Here is a 15,394-nt window from a genome sequence, read left to right on the forward strand (position 1 = left end):
CTTTGTTCGCTTGTTGTTAAGGACTGCAATGACTCCCCGTACCGCCCTTGGCGCCCTGCATATCGGCGCACTGATGTTCGGCTTGACCGGTGTGTTCGGCAAACTGGCTGCTGCCTCCCCCGCCATTATCGTTTTTGGTCGTGCCGCGTTCGCTGTGCTGGCGTTAGCCTTTTTTGCGCGGTTCGCCAGCAATACTCGCTGGCAGAAACTCGAGGCTATGGACTGGCGCCGACTATTGCTCAGCGGTTTACTGCTGGCCGGACACTGGGTGAGTTTTTTCATTGCGGTGAAGGTCGCAGGCGTGGCAATCGCGACCTTAGGTTTCGCCAGCTTCCCGGCGTTTACCGTGATCCTAGAAGGGTTGATCTTCCGCGAGCGAATTCGCGCCAACGAAATCCTGCTGGTGGTGCTGGTCAGTGTCGGGCTGGTGCTGGTCACCCCTGATTTCGATCTGGCCAGCGGCGCCACCATTGGTCTGCTGTGGGCGGTGGGCTCAGGTTTGCTGTTCTCTCTGCTATCACTGACCAACCGCGCCAGCTCCGGGCGAATCCCGGCGGTGCAGGCTGCGCTGTGTCAGAACGTGGTGGTCGCGTTGTGTCTGCTGCCGGTGGCGGCACCGCAGTTGAGCGAAGTGCGCGCCATCGACTGGCTGTGGATCGGCCTGCTCGGGGTGTTCTGCACGGGCGTCGCTCACAGTCTGTTTGTTGCCAGCCTGGCAGTGATCAAGGCGCGGACCGCGGCAGTGGTTTTCGCCCTGGAGCCGGTTTACGGCATCACCGTGGCCTGGCTGCTGTTTGATGAAAACCCGACACTGCGCATGCTGATCGGTGGCGCGTTGATCGTCGTGGCGATCGTGGTCTCCAGCCGACTCTCGGGCGGCTCAAGCAAGAAAACCGTTGCGGCAGAAGCCGCCTCTCACTGAGTGCGGTCGTTGTGCCCCAAGTCGCGGTCCGGATCAATTTGATCGCGGACCCGCTGCTTCAGCACTTTGGCCTCCGGGAAACCGCCATCAGCCTTGCGCTCCCAGATCTGTACATCGTCACAGAAAATGTGAAACACCCCACCGGTGCCGGGCACCAGCGACACTTTGCCGAGGTCGTCACCAAAGGTGCTGAGCAGTTCCTGGGCTAGCCAGGCAGCACGCAACAGCCACTGGCATTGCGTGCAATAAGTGATGATGATTTCCGGTTTGCGTGCAGTCATGATCGGCGAAGCTCCTGAGCCAGAGGTCGCCGCTATGATAGCCCGGCGAGCAGGTTCCGGGCTGTCTGCTTAAGCGGCTCGCTACCTTCCTTGAGCAACTCGTTGAGCAGTTCGATGGCACTGTCCAGATCGCCGTCATCGATGCAGGTCTGGGCTTGTTCCAGTTTGCCGGCGCTGCTCGGCTCGGCCGGTTCCAGGTTCAGCGGCTCCATCTCCGGCGACTGGCCGGAATCGCTGAACTCGTTGAGAAAGGTGTCATCCAGAGACTGTGAGTCAGGCTCGGCGACCCATTCAAGTTCGGGCTCGTCCAGCGTCGAGTCGTCAGGCATTTCAAATACCTCAGGCAAGACGTGCAGGTTCGAGATGAACGGCGGCTCGACCGGCGCGGATTCGCTCGATGGCTTCGCGGCGGACGGCGCGTGTTCAAAAGGACTGATCAGGTCCCAACTCGAATCCATCGACAGGTCATCCAGGTTCAACTGGAACTCATCGTTGGGCACTGTTTGAGGTAGTGAAGGCTTGAGGGGAGTGATTGTCGCTGCGACGGCCAACGGTACCGCACTGCTCAGTTTCGGGTGTTGGGCGCGGATATTCTGAAGTTTTTGCAGGTCGTATCCGGCGTCACGCAGGTTGTTTTCCTGTGCTTCGTAGGCGGGTACGTCACCCTGTTTACCCAAGACTTCCAACAATTGTACGGCCAGGTCCGTGCGTTGTGGCTCCGTGATCAGCGCCTCCCGCAACAAACCGGCCGCTTCGGAAAAACGGCCATAGGCCAGATAGATGCCCACCCCTTCGAGCACATCGCCTGCGGGCGTCTCTTGATCTGATTCGGTTGCTGGTTGCACGACCGGTTCTGCAGCGCGATTGAGCACCGGCTCATGCCGTGATGGCAAAACAGGTAAAGCGTCGGGCAACGTCTGAACCTGTTGTCGTTGGCGCCGAACGAACAGCCCCAGCAAAACCAAAGCCACCAGCGCCAGCAACCCGAAAATCAGCAGCCAATGAGTGGCCTCAGGCTCTTCAACAATGGCCGGCACTGGAGCCACAACAACGGGTGCAACCGGCTCCACCGACGCTTGTTTGATTTCCGCCAATTGGGTTTGCAGTTCAGTCACCTGTTTTTTCTGACCGGCGACGTGATCCTCCTGGGTCTGAAGCTTCGCGTTCAACGCATCGATGGTTGCTTGCATCTGCTGGTTTCGCAGCACGCTGGCGGCCAGTTGTTCGGCAACCGGATCACTCACAGGCGTGGCAGGAGGTTGATCGACGCGAGGAGCTGACGGCTTTTTGCCCTTCGCCGCAGGTGGCTGCGCAACGACCGGCTCAACCGTCGGGAATCCAGAGGACTGAACGTCGGTAACCGGTTCGTCAGTGACGGGAACAATCCCCGGTGAACCCGGCGGATCGATCAGCACCGTGTACTCGCGCAGCACCCGCCCGTTGGGCTGATTGAGCTGTACCAGGAAATTCAGGAAAGGTTCATTGACAGGTTTGCTGGAGCTCACCCGGATCAGGCTGCGGTTGCCGCGCAAGATCGGCGTGAACTTCAGATTGTTTAGGAAGAACACCCGATCGACGCCGGCGCGGCTGAACTCTTCAGGCGTCGCCAGACTGACCGAGAGCTCGCCCTCCTCCAGACCCGCGGCATCCACCAGGGCGATGTCGGCGCGCAACGGCTGATTCAGTGCCGAATGCAGGGTGATATCACCCAAGCCCAACGCGGGCGCCAATGCCGAGTAAGTGACAGCACCACCGACCAGAAGCAGCCTGGCGCAACACCGCAAAACCACGTGCCAACTCTCGAGCATGAGCATCCCTTAGATAACCATAACCATCTTGTACGCGTTCGCACATCCGGTACGAACACGATATTGCCAAGTAGTTCTTTATAGTCTGCCCAACGGGGTTTCTCAAAAGTCTGGCGCGTGGTTATGCCTCAAGGTTTTTCCAGGTTGGCCAGAATGTGCCCGTGGACACGCATGCAAACCTTCAAATCCGCCTCATCGACGCCTTCGAACAACTCGTGGCGCAGTTGGGTGGCAATGGTTTCAATTTGTTCGATCAAGGGACGCGCCGGAGCACAGAGAACGATTTTCTTGGCCCGGCGGTCTTCCAGCACCGATTGACGTTGCACCAGTCCCTGGTTTTCGAGACTGTCGAGCAGTCGGGCCAACGTCGGCCCTTCAACGCCGACGCTTTGCGCCAGTTCACGTTGGGTCGGGGCATCCTCGAAACGCGCCAGGTGCAGCAGCACCAGCCAGCGCGCCTGGGACAGACCCAGGCCAGCCAGACGGCGGTCCAGTTCGGCACGCCAGCCGCGCGACATCTGGGCCAGTTGCATGCCAAAGCGGTGTTGGTCGGTTAACGGCATAAAACACTCATGATTAGACTGAAATAGAGAAAAACTAATTATTAGTCAGCTAAGCATGGCCGTTGGCTTGAGGCAAGGTTTGCTCTGTAGTGAATCGTTACATCACCGTAACAGGTCACTTAAACTTCAAATTCCGATTGCAGCGCCGCTCGAACACAGTACAACACCCCTTCCGGCACGCGACCGGCGAACAATGCGGCGATCTCCGACACGGGCGGCAATTCGCCCTCGCCGTCGAGGAACGCATCCTGGACTTCGCCCATCAACTCTTCGGGCAGATCCAGCGCTTGCTCCAGCGACAACTGTTGCTTGCCAATCGCCTCGGCGAGCAGGGTGTAGACATTCTTTTCCGAGCATTGCAGCTGGCCGGCGATTTGCAGCGGGGTCATGCCCGCTCGGGCCAGGGTGATCAATTCGTGGCGCAGGTCGGCCACCACTTTCGGCGCCTCGACCTGCCCACCGAGGACTTCAAGGAAGGCCTCACCATAACGTTCCAGTTTGCGCGCACCGACACCACTGACCGTGGCCATTTCCGACAGCGAGGTCGGCTGGCTGCGGAGCATTTCCAGCAGCGTCGAATCGGGGAAGATGACGTACGGTGGCACGCCATGCTCTTCGGCGAGCTTGCGACGCAAGGCGCGCAAGGCTTCCCACTGTTCGCGTTCTTCGCCGCGAACCAGTTGGCTCGCCTGGCTCTTGCTGCTTTTGGCAGTGGTTTGCGGCTTGAGGTCGCGACGCAGTTCCAGGGTCACTTCGCCCTTGAGCAGCGGCCGGCACGTGTCACTCAAGCGCAGGCCGCCGTAACCTTCTAGGTCGATGTCGGCCAGACCACGGGCAACCAGCTGACGGAACAAGGAGCGCCACTCGCTCTCCCCCATCGCCTTGCCGACACCGTAAACCGACAGATGCTGATGGCCGAAGCTGCGGACCTTTTCGTTGTCCTTGCCCAGCAACACGTCCACCAAATGGCCGACACCGTAGCGCTGGCCGGTGCGGTAGATCGCCGAGAGCGCCTGACGGGCCGGCTCGGTGGCGTCCCAGGTCTGCACGCCATCGACGCAATTGTCGCAGTGGCCGCAGGGCTCGGGCATGTCTTCGTCGAAGTAGGCCAGCAGCGTCTGGCGACGGCAGCGGGTTTCCTCGCAGAGCGAGAGCATGGCGTCGAGCTTGTGCTGCTCCAGACGCTTGTGGCGCTCGTCGCCTTCGGAGTTCTGCAGCATCTGTTTGAGCATCACCACGTCTTGCAGGCCGTAAGCCATCCAGGCGTCTGCCGGCAGACCGTCACGGCCGCCGCGACCGGTTTCCTGGTAGTAAGCCTCAAGGGACTTAGGCAAGTCGAGGTGAGCGACAAAGCGCACGTTGGGCTTGTCGATGCCCATGCCGAACGCCACGGTGGCGACCATGATCAGGCCTTCCTCGTTGAGGAAGCGCTTCTGGTGGTGAGCCCGGGTATCGTTGGGCAGACCGGCGTGGTACGGCAGCGCCGGGAAGCCTTGTTCGCTGAGGAACACCGCGACTTCATCGACTTTCTTGCGCGACAGGCAATAGACGATACCGGCATCACTGCGCCGCTCGGCGAGGAACGCCAGCAATTGCTTGCGCGGCTGCTCTTTGGGCACGATGCGATAGAAGATGTTGGGGCGGTCGAAACTCGACAGGAAACGCTCCGCATCCTGAAGATGAAGGCGGTCGACGATTTCTTCCCGGGTGCGCTTGTCGGCGGTCGCGGTCAGGGCGATACGCGGAACGCTGGGGAACAATTCCGCCAACTGGCCCAGTTGCAGGTATTCGCGGCGGAAGTCGTGGCCCCACTGGGACACGCAGTGGGCTTCGTCGATGGCGAACAGGGAGATTTCAAGGCTTTGCAGGAAAGCCAGCATCCGTGGCTGAACCAGACGCTCGGGCGCGAGATAAAGCATTTTCACTTCACCGCGCTTGATCCGTGCCGCCAGATCGCGCTGCTGCTCGGCGCTGAGCGTGGAGTTCAATGCCGCCGCGGCGACACCCAACTCTTCGAGGGTCGCGACCTGGTCGTCCATCAGGGCGATCAACGGCGACACCACCACCGCCAGGCCCTCGCGCAACAGCGCTGGCACCTGGAAGCACAAGGACTTGCCGCCACCGGTAGGCATCAGCACCAGGGCGTCGCCGCCACTGGCCACGCGCTCAATGATTGCACCCTGACGGCCACGGAAACTGTCGTAGCCGAAGATATCCTTGAGGACGCGTTGAGCCTGTTCGAGCATAGAAACTCCAAAAATCACAAAAACATCCCTGCAAGGCTGGTTCAGAACCACGAAGGCTGCACCGACAAATCGTAAGTGCGCATTGCATGACACTTCACATTTCAGCCGCGACGCCGGCAGGGCATCACAAAACGCGCGAGTATACCCGACCCCTGTCCGGCAAAGGGCACCGGTGAAAAGAGGCTTGTGGGCGCAAATATGCCGCGCGGCTGGCCTGAGTGCTCAAGAAGGCCTAGAATTCCCGCATCTGTTTAATTCCCAAGGTAGCCCTTTAATGTCCTTCGCTGAGCAATTAACCCGCCTGCAAGTCTTCCTCGACGCCGACGAACTGCATGACGAGGCGCTGGACTACGTGGCCGCCCACGGCTACCTCACTGCGCTGTCGATCTGTTCCGAAATCGTTCCCGACCGAGAATGGATCGACGCCCTCTTCGCCGAAGAGCCGCATTACGCCGACGACACCGAGCGTGAAGCGATTGAATCCACCCTGTTGGCCCTCAAGGCTCACATCTCACGCCAACTGGCGTCCGATGAAGAGTTCGAGCTGCCATGCGACCTGGACCTGGGCGAGGAGCCGGACGATTCCGACCTGCGCGGCTGGTGCATCGGTTTCATGGAAGGCGTGTTCCTGCGCGAAGCCGCCTGGTTCGAAACCGCCGAAGACGAAGTCAGCGAAATGCTGCTGCCGATCATGGTCGGTTCGGGTCTGTTCGACGAACAACCCGAGTTCTCCGACATCGCGGCCGACGCCAACCTGATGGACGACATGATCGTGCAGATCCCGGAAGCCCTGACTGCGCTGTACCTGCTGTGCAACGCACCTGACGAAAAACCGGCGATCCTAAAGCCTCGTCACCACTAAGGTTTTGCCTATGGACAACCCCATAGGCAACCGCTCCCTGATGTTGCGTTACGTGCTGCTGGCCATCGGCTGGCTGAGCGTAGCGCTGGGGGTGATCGGGATTTTCCTGCCGGTGTTGCCCACCACGCCTTTCCTGCTGCTGGCGGCCGCTTGCTTCGCCCGCAGTTCTCCGCGCTTCTATCATTGGCTGGTTGAGCATCCACGGCTTGGGCCGTGGGTTCGCGATTACCTGAGCGGCAACGGCATCCCACTCAAAGGCAAGGTCTACGCCATCGGGCTGATGTGGGCGAGCATCCTGCTCTCCTGCTATCTGGTGCCCCTGCCGTGGGCGCGGGGATTCATGCTGACCAGCGCCGTTCTGGTGACCGTCTACATCCTCAAACAGAAAACCCTGCAAAAACCCTGAAAGCAACTCGATCCTTGTAGCAGCTGGCGAAGCCTGCGTTCGGCTGCGCAGCAGTCGTAAATCCTGCGCACGCGGTTTGCCTGATACACCGCAGCGGATGACATAGCGACTGCTTCGCAGTCGAACGCAGGCTTCGCCAGCTGCTACAAGTCCGCGTACCAACCCGACGACCAACCCTGCCTAGCTGAAAACACCGCCTAGACTTCAGGCATCTGCACCCGAGTGGCCAGACATGTCCCGCAGTCCGCGTAGTCCAGGAGGGTCAACGCTCCGACTTCGGCTCGGCGGATGGTTGTTGCTGATCACTTTTCTATTGGCCGGGCTGGGCAGTGTCTGGGCCAACTGGGATTTTGCGCAGATTCTGCAAACCGCAGAAAAACGCTACGGCACCCTCGGCCCGGAACGGGGACGGATCAAGGCCTGGAGTCAGATGCTGCAAAGCGAAGTCAACGCCCCCGAGCGCGAGCAACTGAACGCGGTCAATCGTTTTTTCAATCAGCAACTGACCTTTCTGGACGACACCCGCATCTGGCGTCAGACCGATTACTGGGCCACGCCCGTCGAATCCCTGATCAAGGGTGCTGCTGACTGCGAGGACTACGCACTGGCGAAATACTTCAGCCTGCGCCACCTCGGGATTCCCAGCGAGAAACTGCGCATCACCTACGTTAAAGCCCTGACCCAGAACAAGGCGCACATGGTGCTGACTTTTTACAACAGCCCCACGGCCGATCCGCTGGTGCTGGACAACTTGATCGGCGAAATCCGCCCCGCCTCCCAACGCAAAGACCTGCTGCCGGTGTACGCCTTCAACGCCGAAGGCCTCTACTTGCCGGGAGCCAATGGCGGTAAACGCAGCAGCGACTCGAAAAACCTGTCGCGCTGGCAGGACGTATTGAAAAAGATGCAGGCCGAAGGGTTCGCCGTGGGTGACGGCTAGCCACCATCGCAAGGAGCGTTTTATGTCACTGCGCAAACAGTTGTTTCTCGCCATTTGCCTATTCTTGCTGGTGGCCTTCAGCGGAAGTTTTTTTGTCAGCCTGGAAAGCTCTCGCGACCAGATGCTCGGCCAATTGCGCTCCCACGCCCAGGACGCCGCCACAGCGTTGGGTTTGTCGTTGACGGCGCAGATCGATGACTCGGCGATGATCGAGTTGATGGTCAGCTCGATTTTCGACAGTGGTTATTTCAGCAGCATCCGAGTCATCAATATCGAGAATGAGCAGGTGCTGGTGGAGCGCAGCGTATCGGCGGAAATCAAAGGCGTTCCCAGCTGGTTTGTCAGTTTGGTCAACCTGCACCCACCCGGTGGCGAAGCGCTGGTCATGCGTGGCTGGGTGCAGGCAGCACGGGTCGAAGTGATGAGCAACCCGCAGTTCGCCCTGGCCAAACTCTGGGACAGCACCCTCGGCAGCCTGATCTGGTTACTCCTGTGCGGCCTGCTCAGTGCCGTGTTTGGGGGCTGGTTGCTGCGCCGGCAATTTCGTCCACTCGACACCATGGTCAAACAGGCCGAAGCCATCAGCAAACGCGAGTTCCTCAGCCTGCCAAAACTGCCGCGCACACCGGAGTTGAAACGCGTGGTACTGGCCATGAACCAGATGGTCGAGAAGCTCAAAGCGCTGTTCGCCGAAGAGGTCGCACGCAGTGAAAAACTGCGGGCCGAATCCTATCAGGACAGCCTGACAGGCCTGGCCAATCGACGCTTGCTGGATGAGCAACTGGACGACCAACTACTGGTCTCCGAGCAGAGCAGCGACGGCCATTTGCTGATGCTGCGGATCAACGACCTGGTCGGTCTCAATCAGCGTCTGGGCGGTCAGCGCACTGACGCCTTGATCAGCACCGTCGGTGAACTGCTCAAGCGTCTGACCCAACTTGCGGAGCGTCGCACCTGGCTGGCAGCACGTAATCGCGGTAGCGAGTTCAGCCTATTGACACCGGGCCTCGACGCCGAGGACGCGGCACGCCTGGCTTGCGAAATCAGCGCCACCCTGGAAAACCTGCGCTTGACCGGTGCCAGCGATTGCATGCTGGTGGCGCACTTGGGGATCGTTGCTTTCCAACCCGGTGAACCGGCCAGTGATGTGCTGATGCGACTGGATCAGGCGTTGACCCAAGCCCAGCGACATCCCGAGCGTCCGTGGGTCCACTTGGCCTATTCCAACACCGCGCCGAACCCGTCCCAAAACGGCTGGCAAACCTGGATCGACGACGCCCTGAACCAAGGCAAGATGCAGTTGTATTTCCAACCCGTCGTGCAATGCGCCGACACCAGCCAAGTGCTGCATCACAAAGTCCTCGCGCGCCTGCTCGACCCACAGGGCGAGGCGATAGCCGCCGGGCATTTCCTGCCGTGGATCGAACGCCTCGGCTGGTCGGCACGGTTCGACCTGGCGATGCTCGAAGCGACCCTCGACTACCTCGTCATCAATCGTTGGCCCCTGGCATTAAGCCTGTCCGGCAGCACCCTGCGCGATCCCGCGCAGCTGCAACACATCCTCGACATGCTCGAATCGCTGCCCGAACTCGCGCCCCTGCTGATTCTGGAAATCGACGAACGCCAACTGCCCCCTCAGGAAGAACTGCAACGCTTGAGCCACAGCCTGCTCAACACCGGTTACCGCATCGGTCTGCAGCATTTCGGCGGCAGCTTCAGCCAGATCGGCAACCTGACACAACTGGGGCTGGCTTACTTGAAAATCGACGGTGCGTACATCCGTCATATCGATGAGCAGAGTGATAAAAAGCTGTTCATCGAGGCGATTTTTCGGGCGACCAACAGTATTGATTTGCCGTTGATTGCGGAGATGGTGGAGACCAAAGGGGAGTTGGAGGTGATTAGGGAGTTGGGATTGTTTGGGGTCATGGGTCGGTTGATCGGGCCGCCGGAGCCAATGTGAGGGGTATGACCGTTCGTCTTAAACCTGTCGCTACCTGTCAGATCTGACAGTAGCCAGTCTTCCCTACCTGGTGTGTGATGAACCCGCGTCCCTAGAGGACACAGGGCTTGTCACCTCCCAGGAGAACATGATGAATATCCAGTCCGCCGTATTGACTGAATTGTTTGTGCTGTATCCAGTGATCATCCCGGGCTGGGTCTCTCCGGTAAAACCGCCCGATATCGCTCACGGCGGCATTCCCAAATCCCTTTACGACGGCCAGGCTCAGGGCCTTGAGTGTCTGGTCGACCCATGGACCGAGCTTCAGCTTCGGTCCTGGACAATGGCGGTCGATGATCGCGTAGATCTGTATGTCAACGACGATCCGACCCCTGTGACGGGCAAGACCGTCAGCAAGGAGGATGAAGGTCTGCGCGTGCGTCTGTATGTGCCGCAAGGGTATCTGACACAGGGTGTCAATCGGCTGCATTACAAGGTCACCCGTGTCGGCGGGAGCGTTGGAAGTTCTCGGGATCTAAAGGTGCTGTACCACCTGCGGCCTGCTGATGGCCTGGATCTGGTGATCCCGCCCGATGTGATCAAGGACGGCGTGAACGCTGATCGGGCGGCGCTAGGGGTGGAGTTCGGGTTCATCTACGCCAACCGGCGACCATTCGACCGTATCGAGTTTCTGCTGGGCGATGCGCAGGTCAAGTTCGATGTCCCCGATGGCACGGCGCCAATCACGCACACACTGTTCACGGACACGTTTCAGAAGGCAGGGGACAACGCCAGCGCGGTGGCCGAGTTTTTCGTCGTCGACCAATTGGGCAATCGGGTCAAATCCACGGAGAAACGGCTGGACATCCACCTAGACCGTTTTACCCTGCCGGCCCCGACCGTCAAGGGCCAGACGGGCAACAACCTCAACCCGACCCTGCAGGACATCCGCGTAATTGTGCCGCAAGGTTCGCTGCTGCCCACCGACAAAGTGAGCGTGATCTGGCAAGGCGCGATCAGCACGCCGGCGGCCTCCTTCACCAGCCCGCAACGGCTGGTCAGCGCCGGGCTGGAGTTTGTCGTGCCACGCTCGGTGCTGGCCTACAGCTTGGGCAAAAGCGTCACGGTCAGCTATGTCATCGAACGTGGCGGGAACTCTTCCACCTCATTGTCTCTGGCGCTGAACATCCTGACACTGCCGGCGACGGCGCTGATCCCGCCGAAGATCGTTGAGGCCGGTGCCGATAATGTGATTGACGTGATAGCACTGAGTACAAAAAACGCGACCATCCATGCATTGCTTTATACGTTGATCGAGGCCGACCAACCGTGCTGGCTGAGCCTGGAAGGCAAGAAACCGGACGGCTCGGCGCACAACCTGGCGTTGTGGAACGGTCTGCCGGCCCAGACCAACGCCAATTGGATCAAACAGGGATACTGGCCGGTCGCGCTGGCCAACAGCTACCTGACGCAACTCGGGCATGGCACGTCGCTGAAGATCAAGTTCAAGGCATCGCTGGATAAAAGCAACGTCGAGGCCACTGCCGTGGTGTTTCCGGATCGCCAGCACACCGTCAAGGCGCTGGTGGAACTCAAGCCCGAAATCACGTCGGTGAAAGACTCCAAAAGCGTGGAGATCCCAAACGCCGGAATCACGGTAGATACCACTGTCACGCTCAGCGGCACTGCCAGCAAGGGTCAACAGGTCACGATTTTTGACGGCACAACGCCCAAGGGCACTGTAACGGCCCACGCCACAACGGGTGTTTGGACCCTTGCGTTAACGGCGCTGTCAGTGGCGGCTCACAGTTTCACGGCCAAGGCACTGTATGGCAGCGGGCAGGTATCAGCAGCCCGAACCATGACGGTCGTTGCACTCGTCGCGCCAGTGATCACCTCGGTGAAAGACTCCAAAAGCGTGGAGATCCCGAACGCCGGAACCACGGTAGATACCACTGTCACGCTCAGCGGTACGGCCAGCAAGGGTCAACAGGTCACGATTTTTGACGGCACAACGCCCAAGGGCACTGTAACGGCCCACGCCAAAACGGGTACTTGGACCCTTGTGATAACGGCGCTGTCAGTGGCCGCTCACAGTTTCATGGCCAAAGCCCGATATGGAAGCGAGCCGGTCTCGGCGGCCAGGACATTTACCAGGTTATCGCCACTGGCTATCGTTCAGACGCCCATGGTGATAAGCGGGATTAATTTATTCATTGCGCAGACGTCCCAAGCATATTTTACGAGAAACGCCCAAACCCTACCTGGCACACAATTGTCGCGGACAGCTACAGGTGGGTACCCCCCATATACATACAGGTCATCGAACCCGAGAGTCGCCTCGGTAACGCCGACTCAAGGTATCGTCACTTCGCAGGGTAACGGTCAGGCTAGCATAGTGGTCCGCGACAGCAGGGGAGCGGAAGTTGCTTACCCAGTACAGTGCACAAACGTATTCGACATTTTAACCATCCCGAGCAACGTTAACTACGCGAGCGCGATCTCCCAACTGGCATCTGCAGGGGGCCGAATGGCGGAAAGGAACACCGCAGAGGAACAAGCAATCCGACTCGGCATCGTGTTCACTGTCGCGAGACCTGAGGCAAAATATCGGGCAACATCCCCCGTGGGTGGGAGGTGCCGGACCATCGTGACTCTCTACCACCCGGCGCTTTCATGGTACGAAGATCGTAACCCCAGCGATTTGTACTACTGCATGGGGATTAAAGCTAAATCTGCTTGATAATCTCCGCCAATCCCGTAGATAAGAAAACCATTAGTCCACCGAAAGCGCCCCACATATGGGGGCGTGGCTCGAAAGCTTGCTCGGGTCGTATTCGCCCTGCTACAGGGGCAAAGCGAACATCAACCGAAAGTCAGTTGAGGACTTCCCCTCAACCATAGAATCTCCCACAGGTGAATGCGGTTAACTGTGGGCGAGCCTGATTGCAATAGCGATGCCCAAACAACAAAAAACCCGCCATTCCTTTCCACAGGAATGGTGGGTTTTGTCGTTTCAGCCTTCAGCTCACACTGTGTCCACTTTCAACGAATGATCATTGAGCATCCCGTTGATGATGGTCGCCGTATCGTGACCACCGGCAATTACCCCACCCGCCCCCGGCGTTACGCCGTAGTGGCTGGCCAGGTTGACGCCCGCCAGGTCGATGGTCTGGATCGGCGCGGAACCGGCCATGGCGCTAACGTCGATGCTGGTGACCAATGAGGCGCCGCTGCCGGTGACTTTGAAGTGCAGGTAGTCATCCAGCGACGCCGTGGTGCCGTTTTCCCCTTGCAGCAGTTGCGACAGGTCGAGTTTGTCGGTGCCCGGCGTGAAGTCGGTGACCACGTCGTGCCCGCTGTTGCCTTTGAGCCACTGGAAGGTGTCGGCGCCGCTGCCGCCGGTGAGGGTGTTGAGGCCCAGACCGCCAATCAGGAAGTCATCGCCGCCCCCGCCGTTGAGCATGTCGTTACCCAAGCCGCCGTTGATGATGCTGTTGTGGTTGTCGCCGGTGAGGGTGTCGTTGAAGTTCGAGCCGGTCAAGTTTTCGATGGCTACCAAGGTGTCAGTGCCGGCGCCAAGGGTGTTTTGCGCACCGAGCACACCGAGGTTGACCGTAACCCCTGCGGTGGCGTGGGCGTAGCTCGCCGTGTCGACGCCGGTACCGCCGTCGAGCAGGTCGTTGCCCGCGCCGCTGAACAGCAAGTCCTTCCCGGCGCCACCGTGCAACTCGTTAGTGCCGGAACCTGCGGTGAGCACGTCGTTGCCGTCGCCGGCATTGATCACGTTGTTACCGGTGCCCGCCACCAGTACATCATCGCCCGCCGTCCCGGTGAGGGTGTGGCCGTCCTGATAGGTGATGGTCACGGCGGCGCTATCGCTGCCGCCATGGCTGTCGTTGGCGTTGTAGGTGCCGTGGTAGTCCGGGGTGACATCGTGGGCCCCGGCGTAGTTGACGGTCATGGTCAGCTGGTATTTTTCCGCCCCCTTCCCGCTGTTGCCCGGACCATCGTTGTCGATGTTAGTAATGTGGATCTGGTACGTGCCGTCCGCCGCGGCGGTGATGGTCTGGCCGTCGGCGATGGCAATGAAAGCCCCGCCGTTGACGGAGTACTCCATCGCGATGTGACCTGCCGCGAGGTTGTGATCCAGGTTAAGCGTTTCGCCCTGTTTGAGGTTGACGGTGATGCGGTCCTCATCGTTGGCATTGGCAGTGGTGACGGCGCCCAGATAACCGCTGACCACCAGCAATGCGGTCATGGTTGCGGTGTTGCCTGCAAAGGCGCTCCGCACATTCGCCAATGCCTGGTTCGCCGCGTTGTTGCTGCTGATGCCGCTGAAGTTGATCGCCCCGGTGCCGGTGAAGTCCGCACCTTTTGAGATCCAACCGGTGTTGACGGTGGTCGGCGAAGCGGTCAGAGGATCGCCATTGGGATCGGTGTCATTGGCCAGCAACAACTCGCCCGGCACCACGACACTGCCCGACAGCACGTTGGTGATGACGTGGTCATCGACCGCCACCGGTGGCGCATTCGAAATGACCGTCAACGTCGAGCTGGCCAGGTCGCCGTCACTGTCGCTGACCGCTCTGATGCAGCTGTTGTTCACGTCGATGGTGATGGTGGTGGTGCTTTCATCACCGTCGGCATCGCGCAAGGTGTAGGTGAACACGTCGGTCGCACCGGGGCCGTTCACGGCGTTGGGGTTGCTGTGGTATTCAGCGTTGCCGTTGGCGTCCAGCGTCAGGTAACCGTAGGTGCCATTGATCTGGCTGTTCAGGCCGCCGTTGACCGGGGTCGAGGTGTCTGAGCCGGCACGCACGCCGACCACTGCGCCACCGACGGCGGGACCATCGGCACCGCCGACGTCGTTCCACAGCACGTTGCCGCTGACGATGCCGCCTTCGGCGACCGAGGTCGCGTCGGCATGGGCGGTCGGCAGGTCATCGACGATGTTGACCACGATCGTGCTGGTGGTGCTGTTGCCCAGGGCATCGGTGGCTTTGTAAGTGAAGCTTTCGCTGAGGGTGTTCGCACCATCGTTCGCGTGCGGCGTGGTGCTTGGCGCCGACGTCAGCGTGTAGGTGTAGGTGCCGTTGGGGTTGAGCAGGATTTGCCCGTAGGTGCCCGTGGCGCTGCCGACCAGCGTGTAGGTGATCGCACCGGTGGCACCGGTGACGGCGCCGACCAAGGTGCCGCTGGCGGTTTCGCCGGTATTCCCCGGCTGGCTGCCGGTGACGGTCCCGGCCGCCAGATCCTGGCCGTCTTTGTTCAGATCGAGGGCTTTTTCGTAGACCGTCACGTCACTGTCGCTGACCGCTCTGATGCAACTGTTGTTCACGTCGATGGTGATGGTGGTGGTGCTTTCGTCACCGTCGGCATCGCGCAAGGTGTAGGTGAACACGTCGGTCGCACCGGGGCCGT

The 15,394-nt window shown here is 60.0% G+C and carries 11 protein-coding genes; 6 read left to right on the forward strand and 5 right to left on the reverse strand.

The features are described 5' to 3' along the window. Window positions 1-28: 28 nt before the first annotated feature. A complete protein-coding gene (locus tag QK293_RS21395; RefSeq protein ID WP_282380738.1) occupies window positions 29-922 on the forward strand; it encodes a DMT family transporter in 894 nt (297 codons plus the stop codon). On the opposite strand, the gene QK293_RS21400 is transcribed toward QK293_RS21395, so the two are convergent. From QK293_RS21400 to recQ, 4 genes are all read right to left on the reverse strand, one after another. Next, a complete protein-coding gene (locus tag QK293_RS21400) occupies window positions 916-1,203 on the reverse strand; it encodes a SelT/SelW/SelH family protein (RefSeq protein ID WP_033055915.1) in 288 nt (95 codons plus the stop codon). The genes QK293_RS21395 and QK293_RS21400 overlap by 7 nt on opposite strands. 32 nt (window positions 1,204-1,235) lie before the next feature. Then, window positions 1,236-3,011 (reverse strand): FimV/HubP family polar landmark protein, encoded by a 1,776-nt coding sequence (locus tag QK293_RS21405; protein WP_282380744.1) that lies wholly within the window; start codon window positions 3,009-3,011, stop codon window positions 1,236-1,238. Between the two features lie 128 nt (window positions 3,012-3,139). After that, the gene (locus tag QK293_RS21410) at window positions 3,140-3,574 is read right to left on the reverse strand and encodes a MarR family transcriptional regulator (protein ID WP_282380746.1); all 435 of its coding nucleotides are present in this window, start codon (window positions 3,572-3,574) and stop codon (window positions 3,140-3,142) included. A gap of 119 nt (window positions 3,575-3,693) precedes the next feature. Next, complete coding sequence (recQ, locus tag QK293_RS21415) at window positions 3,694-5,820, reverse strand: DNA helicase RecQ (protein ID WP_282380748.1); 2,127 nt, start codon at window positions 5,818-5,820, stop codon at window positions 3,694-3,696. Window positions 5,821-6,094: 274 nt separating this feature from the next. Here recQ and QK293_RS21420 point away from each other — a divergent pair, with 274 nt between their 5' ends. The 5 genes from QK293_RS21420 to QK293_RS21440 all read left to right on the forward strand — a co-directional run bounded on the left by QK293_RS21420 (window position 6,095) and on the right by QK293_RS21440 (window position 12,713). Beyond that, a complete protein-coding gene (locus QK293_RS21420; RefSeq protein WP_282380750.1) occupies window positions 6,095-6,682 on the forward strand; it encodes a YecA family protein in 588 nt (195 codons plus the stop codon). A 10-nt stretch (window positions 6,683-6,692) separates the two neighbouring features. Then, on the forward strand, window positions 6,693-7,088 hold the full coding sequence (locus QK293_RS21425; protein WP_282380752.1) for a YbaN family protein: 396 nt from the start codon (window positions 6,693-6,695) through the stop codon (window positions 7,086-7,088). Window positions 7,089-7,320: 232 nt separating this feature from the next. Beyond that, window positions 7,321-8,028, forward strand: coding sequence for a cysteine protease LapG (lapG, locus tag QK293_RS21430; protein ID WP_282380754.1), 708 nt, complete (start codon window positions 7,321-7,323; stop codon window positions 8,026-8,028). 22 nt (window positions 8,029-8,050) lie between these two features. After that, window positions 8,051-9,991 (forward strand): cyclic di-GMP receptor LapD, encoded by a 1,941-nt coding sequence (gene lapD / locus QK293_RS21435; RefSeq protein ID WP_282380756.1) that lies wholly within the window; start codon window positions 8,051-8,053, stop codon window positions 9,989-9,991. Window positions 9,992-10,121: 130 nt separating this feature from the next. Further along, a complete protein-coding gene (locus tag QK293_RS21440) occupies window positions 10,122-12,713 on the forward strand; it encodes a hypothetical protein (protein ID WP_282380758.1) in 2,592 nt (863 codons plus the stop codon). A gap of 285 nt (window positions 12,714-12,998) precedes the next feature. Here the strand turns inward: QK293_RS21440 and QK293_RS21445 are convergent. Next, window positions 12,999-15,394, reverse strand: a 2,396-nt coding sequence (locus QK293_RS21445; protein ID WP_282380760.1) for a type I secretion C-terminal target domain-containing protein, incomplete at its 5' end; no start/stop codon positions are given.

Origin of the sequence: Pseudomonas sp. AL03 (assembly GCF_029960815.1) — a bacterium.
Classification (GTDB): Bacteria; Pseudomonadota; Gammaproteobacteria; order Pseudomonadales; family Pseudomonadaceae; genus Aquipseudomonas.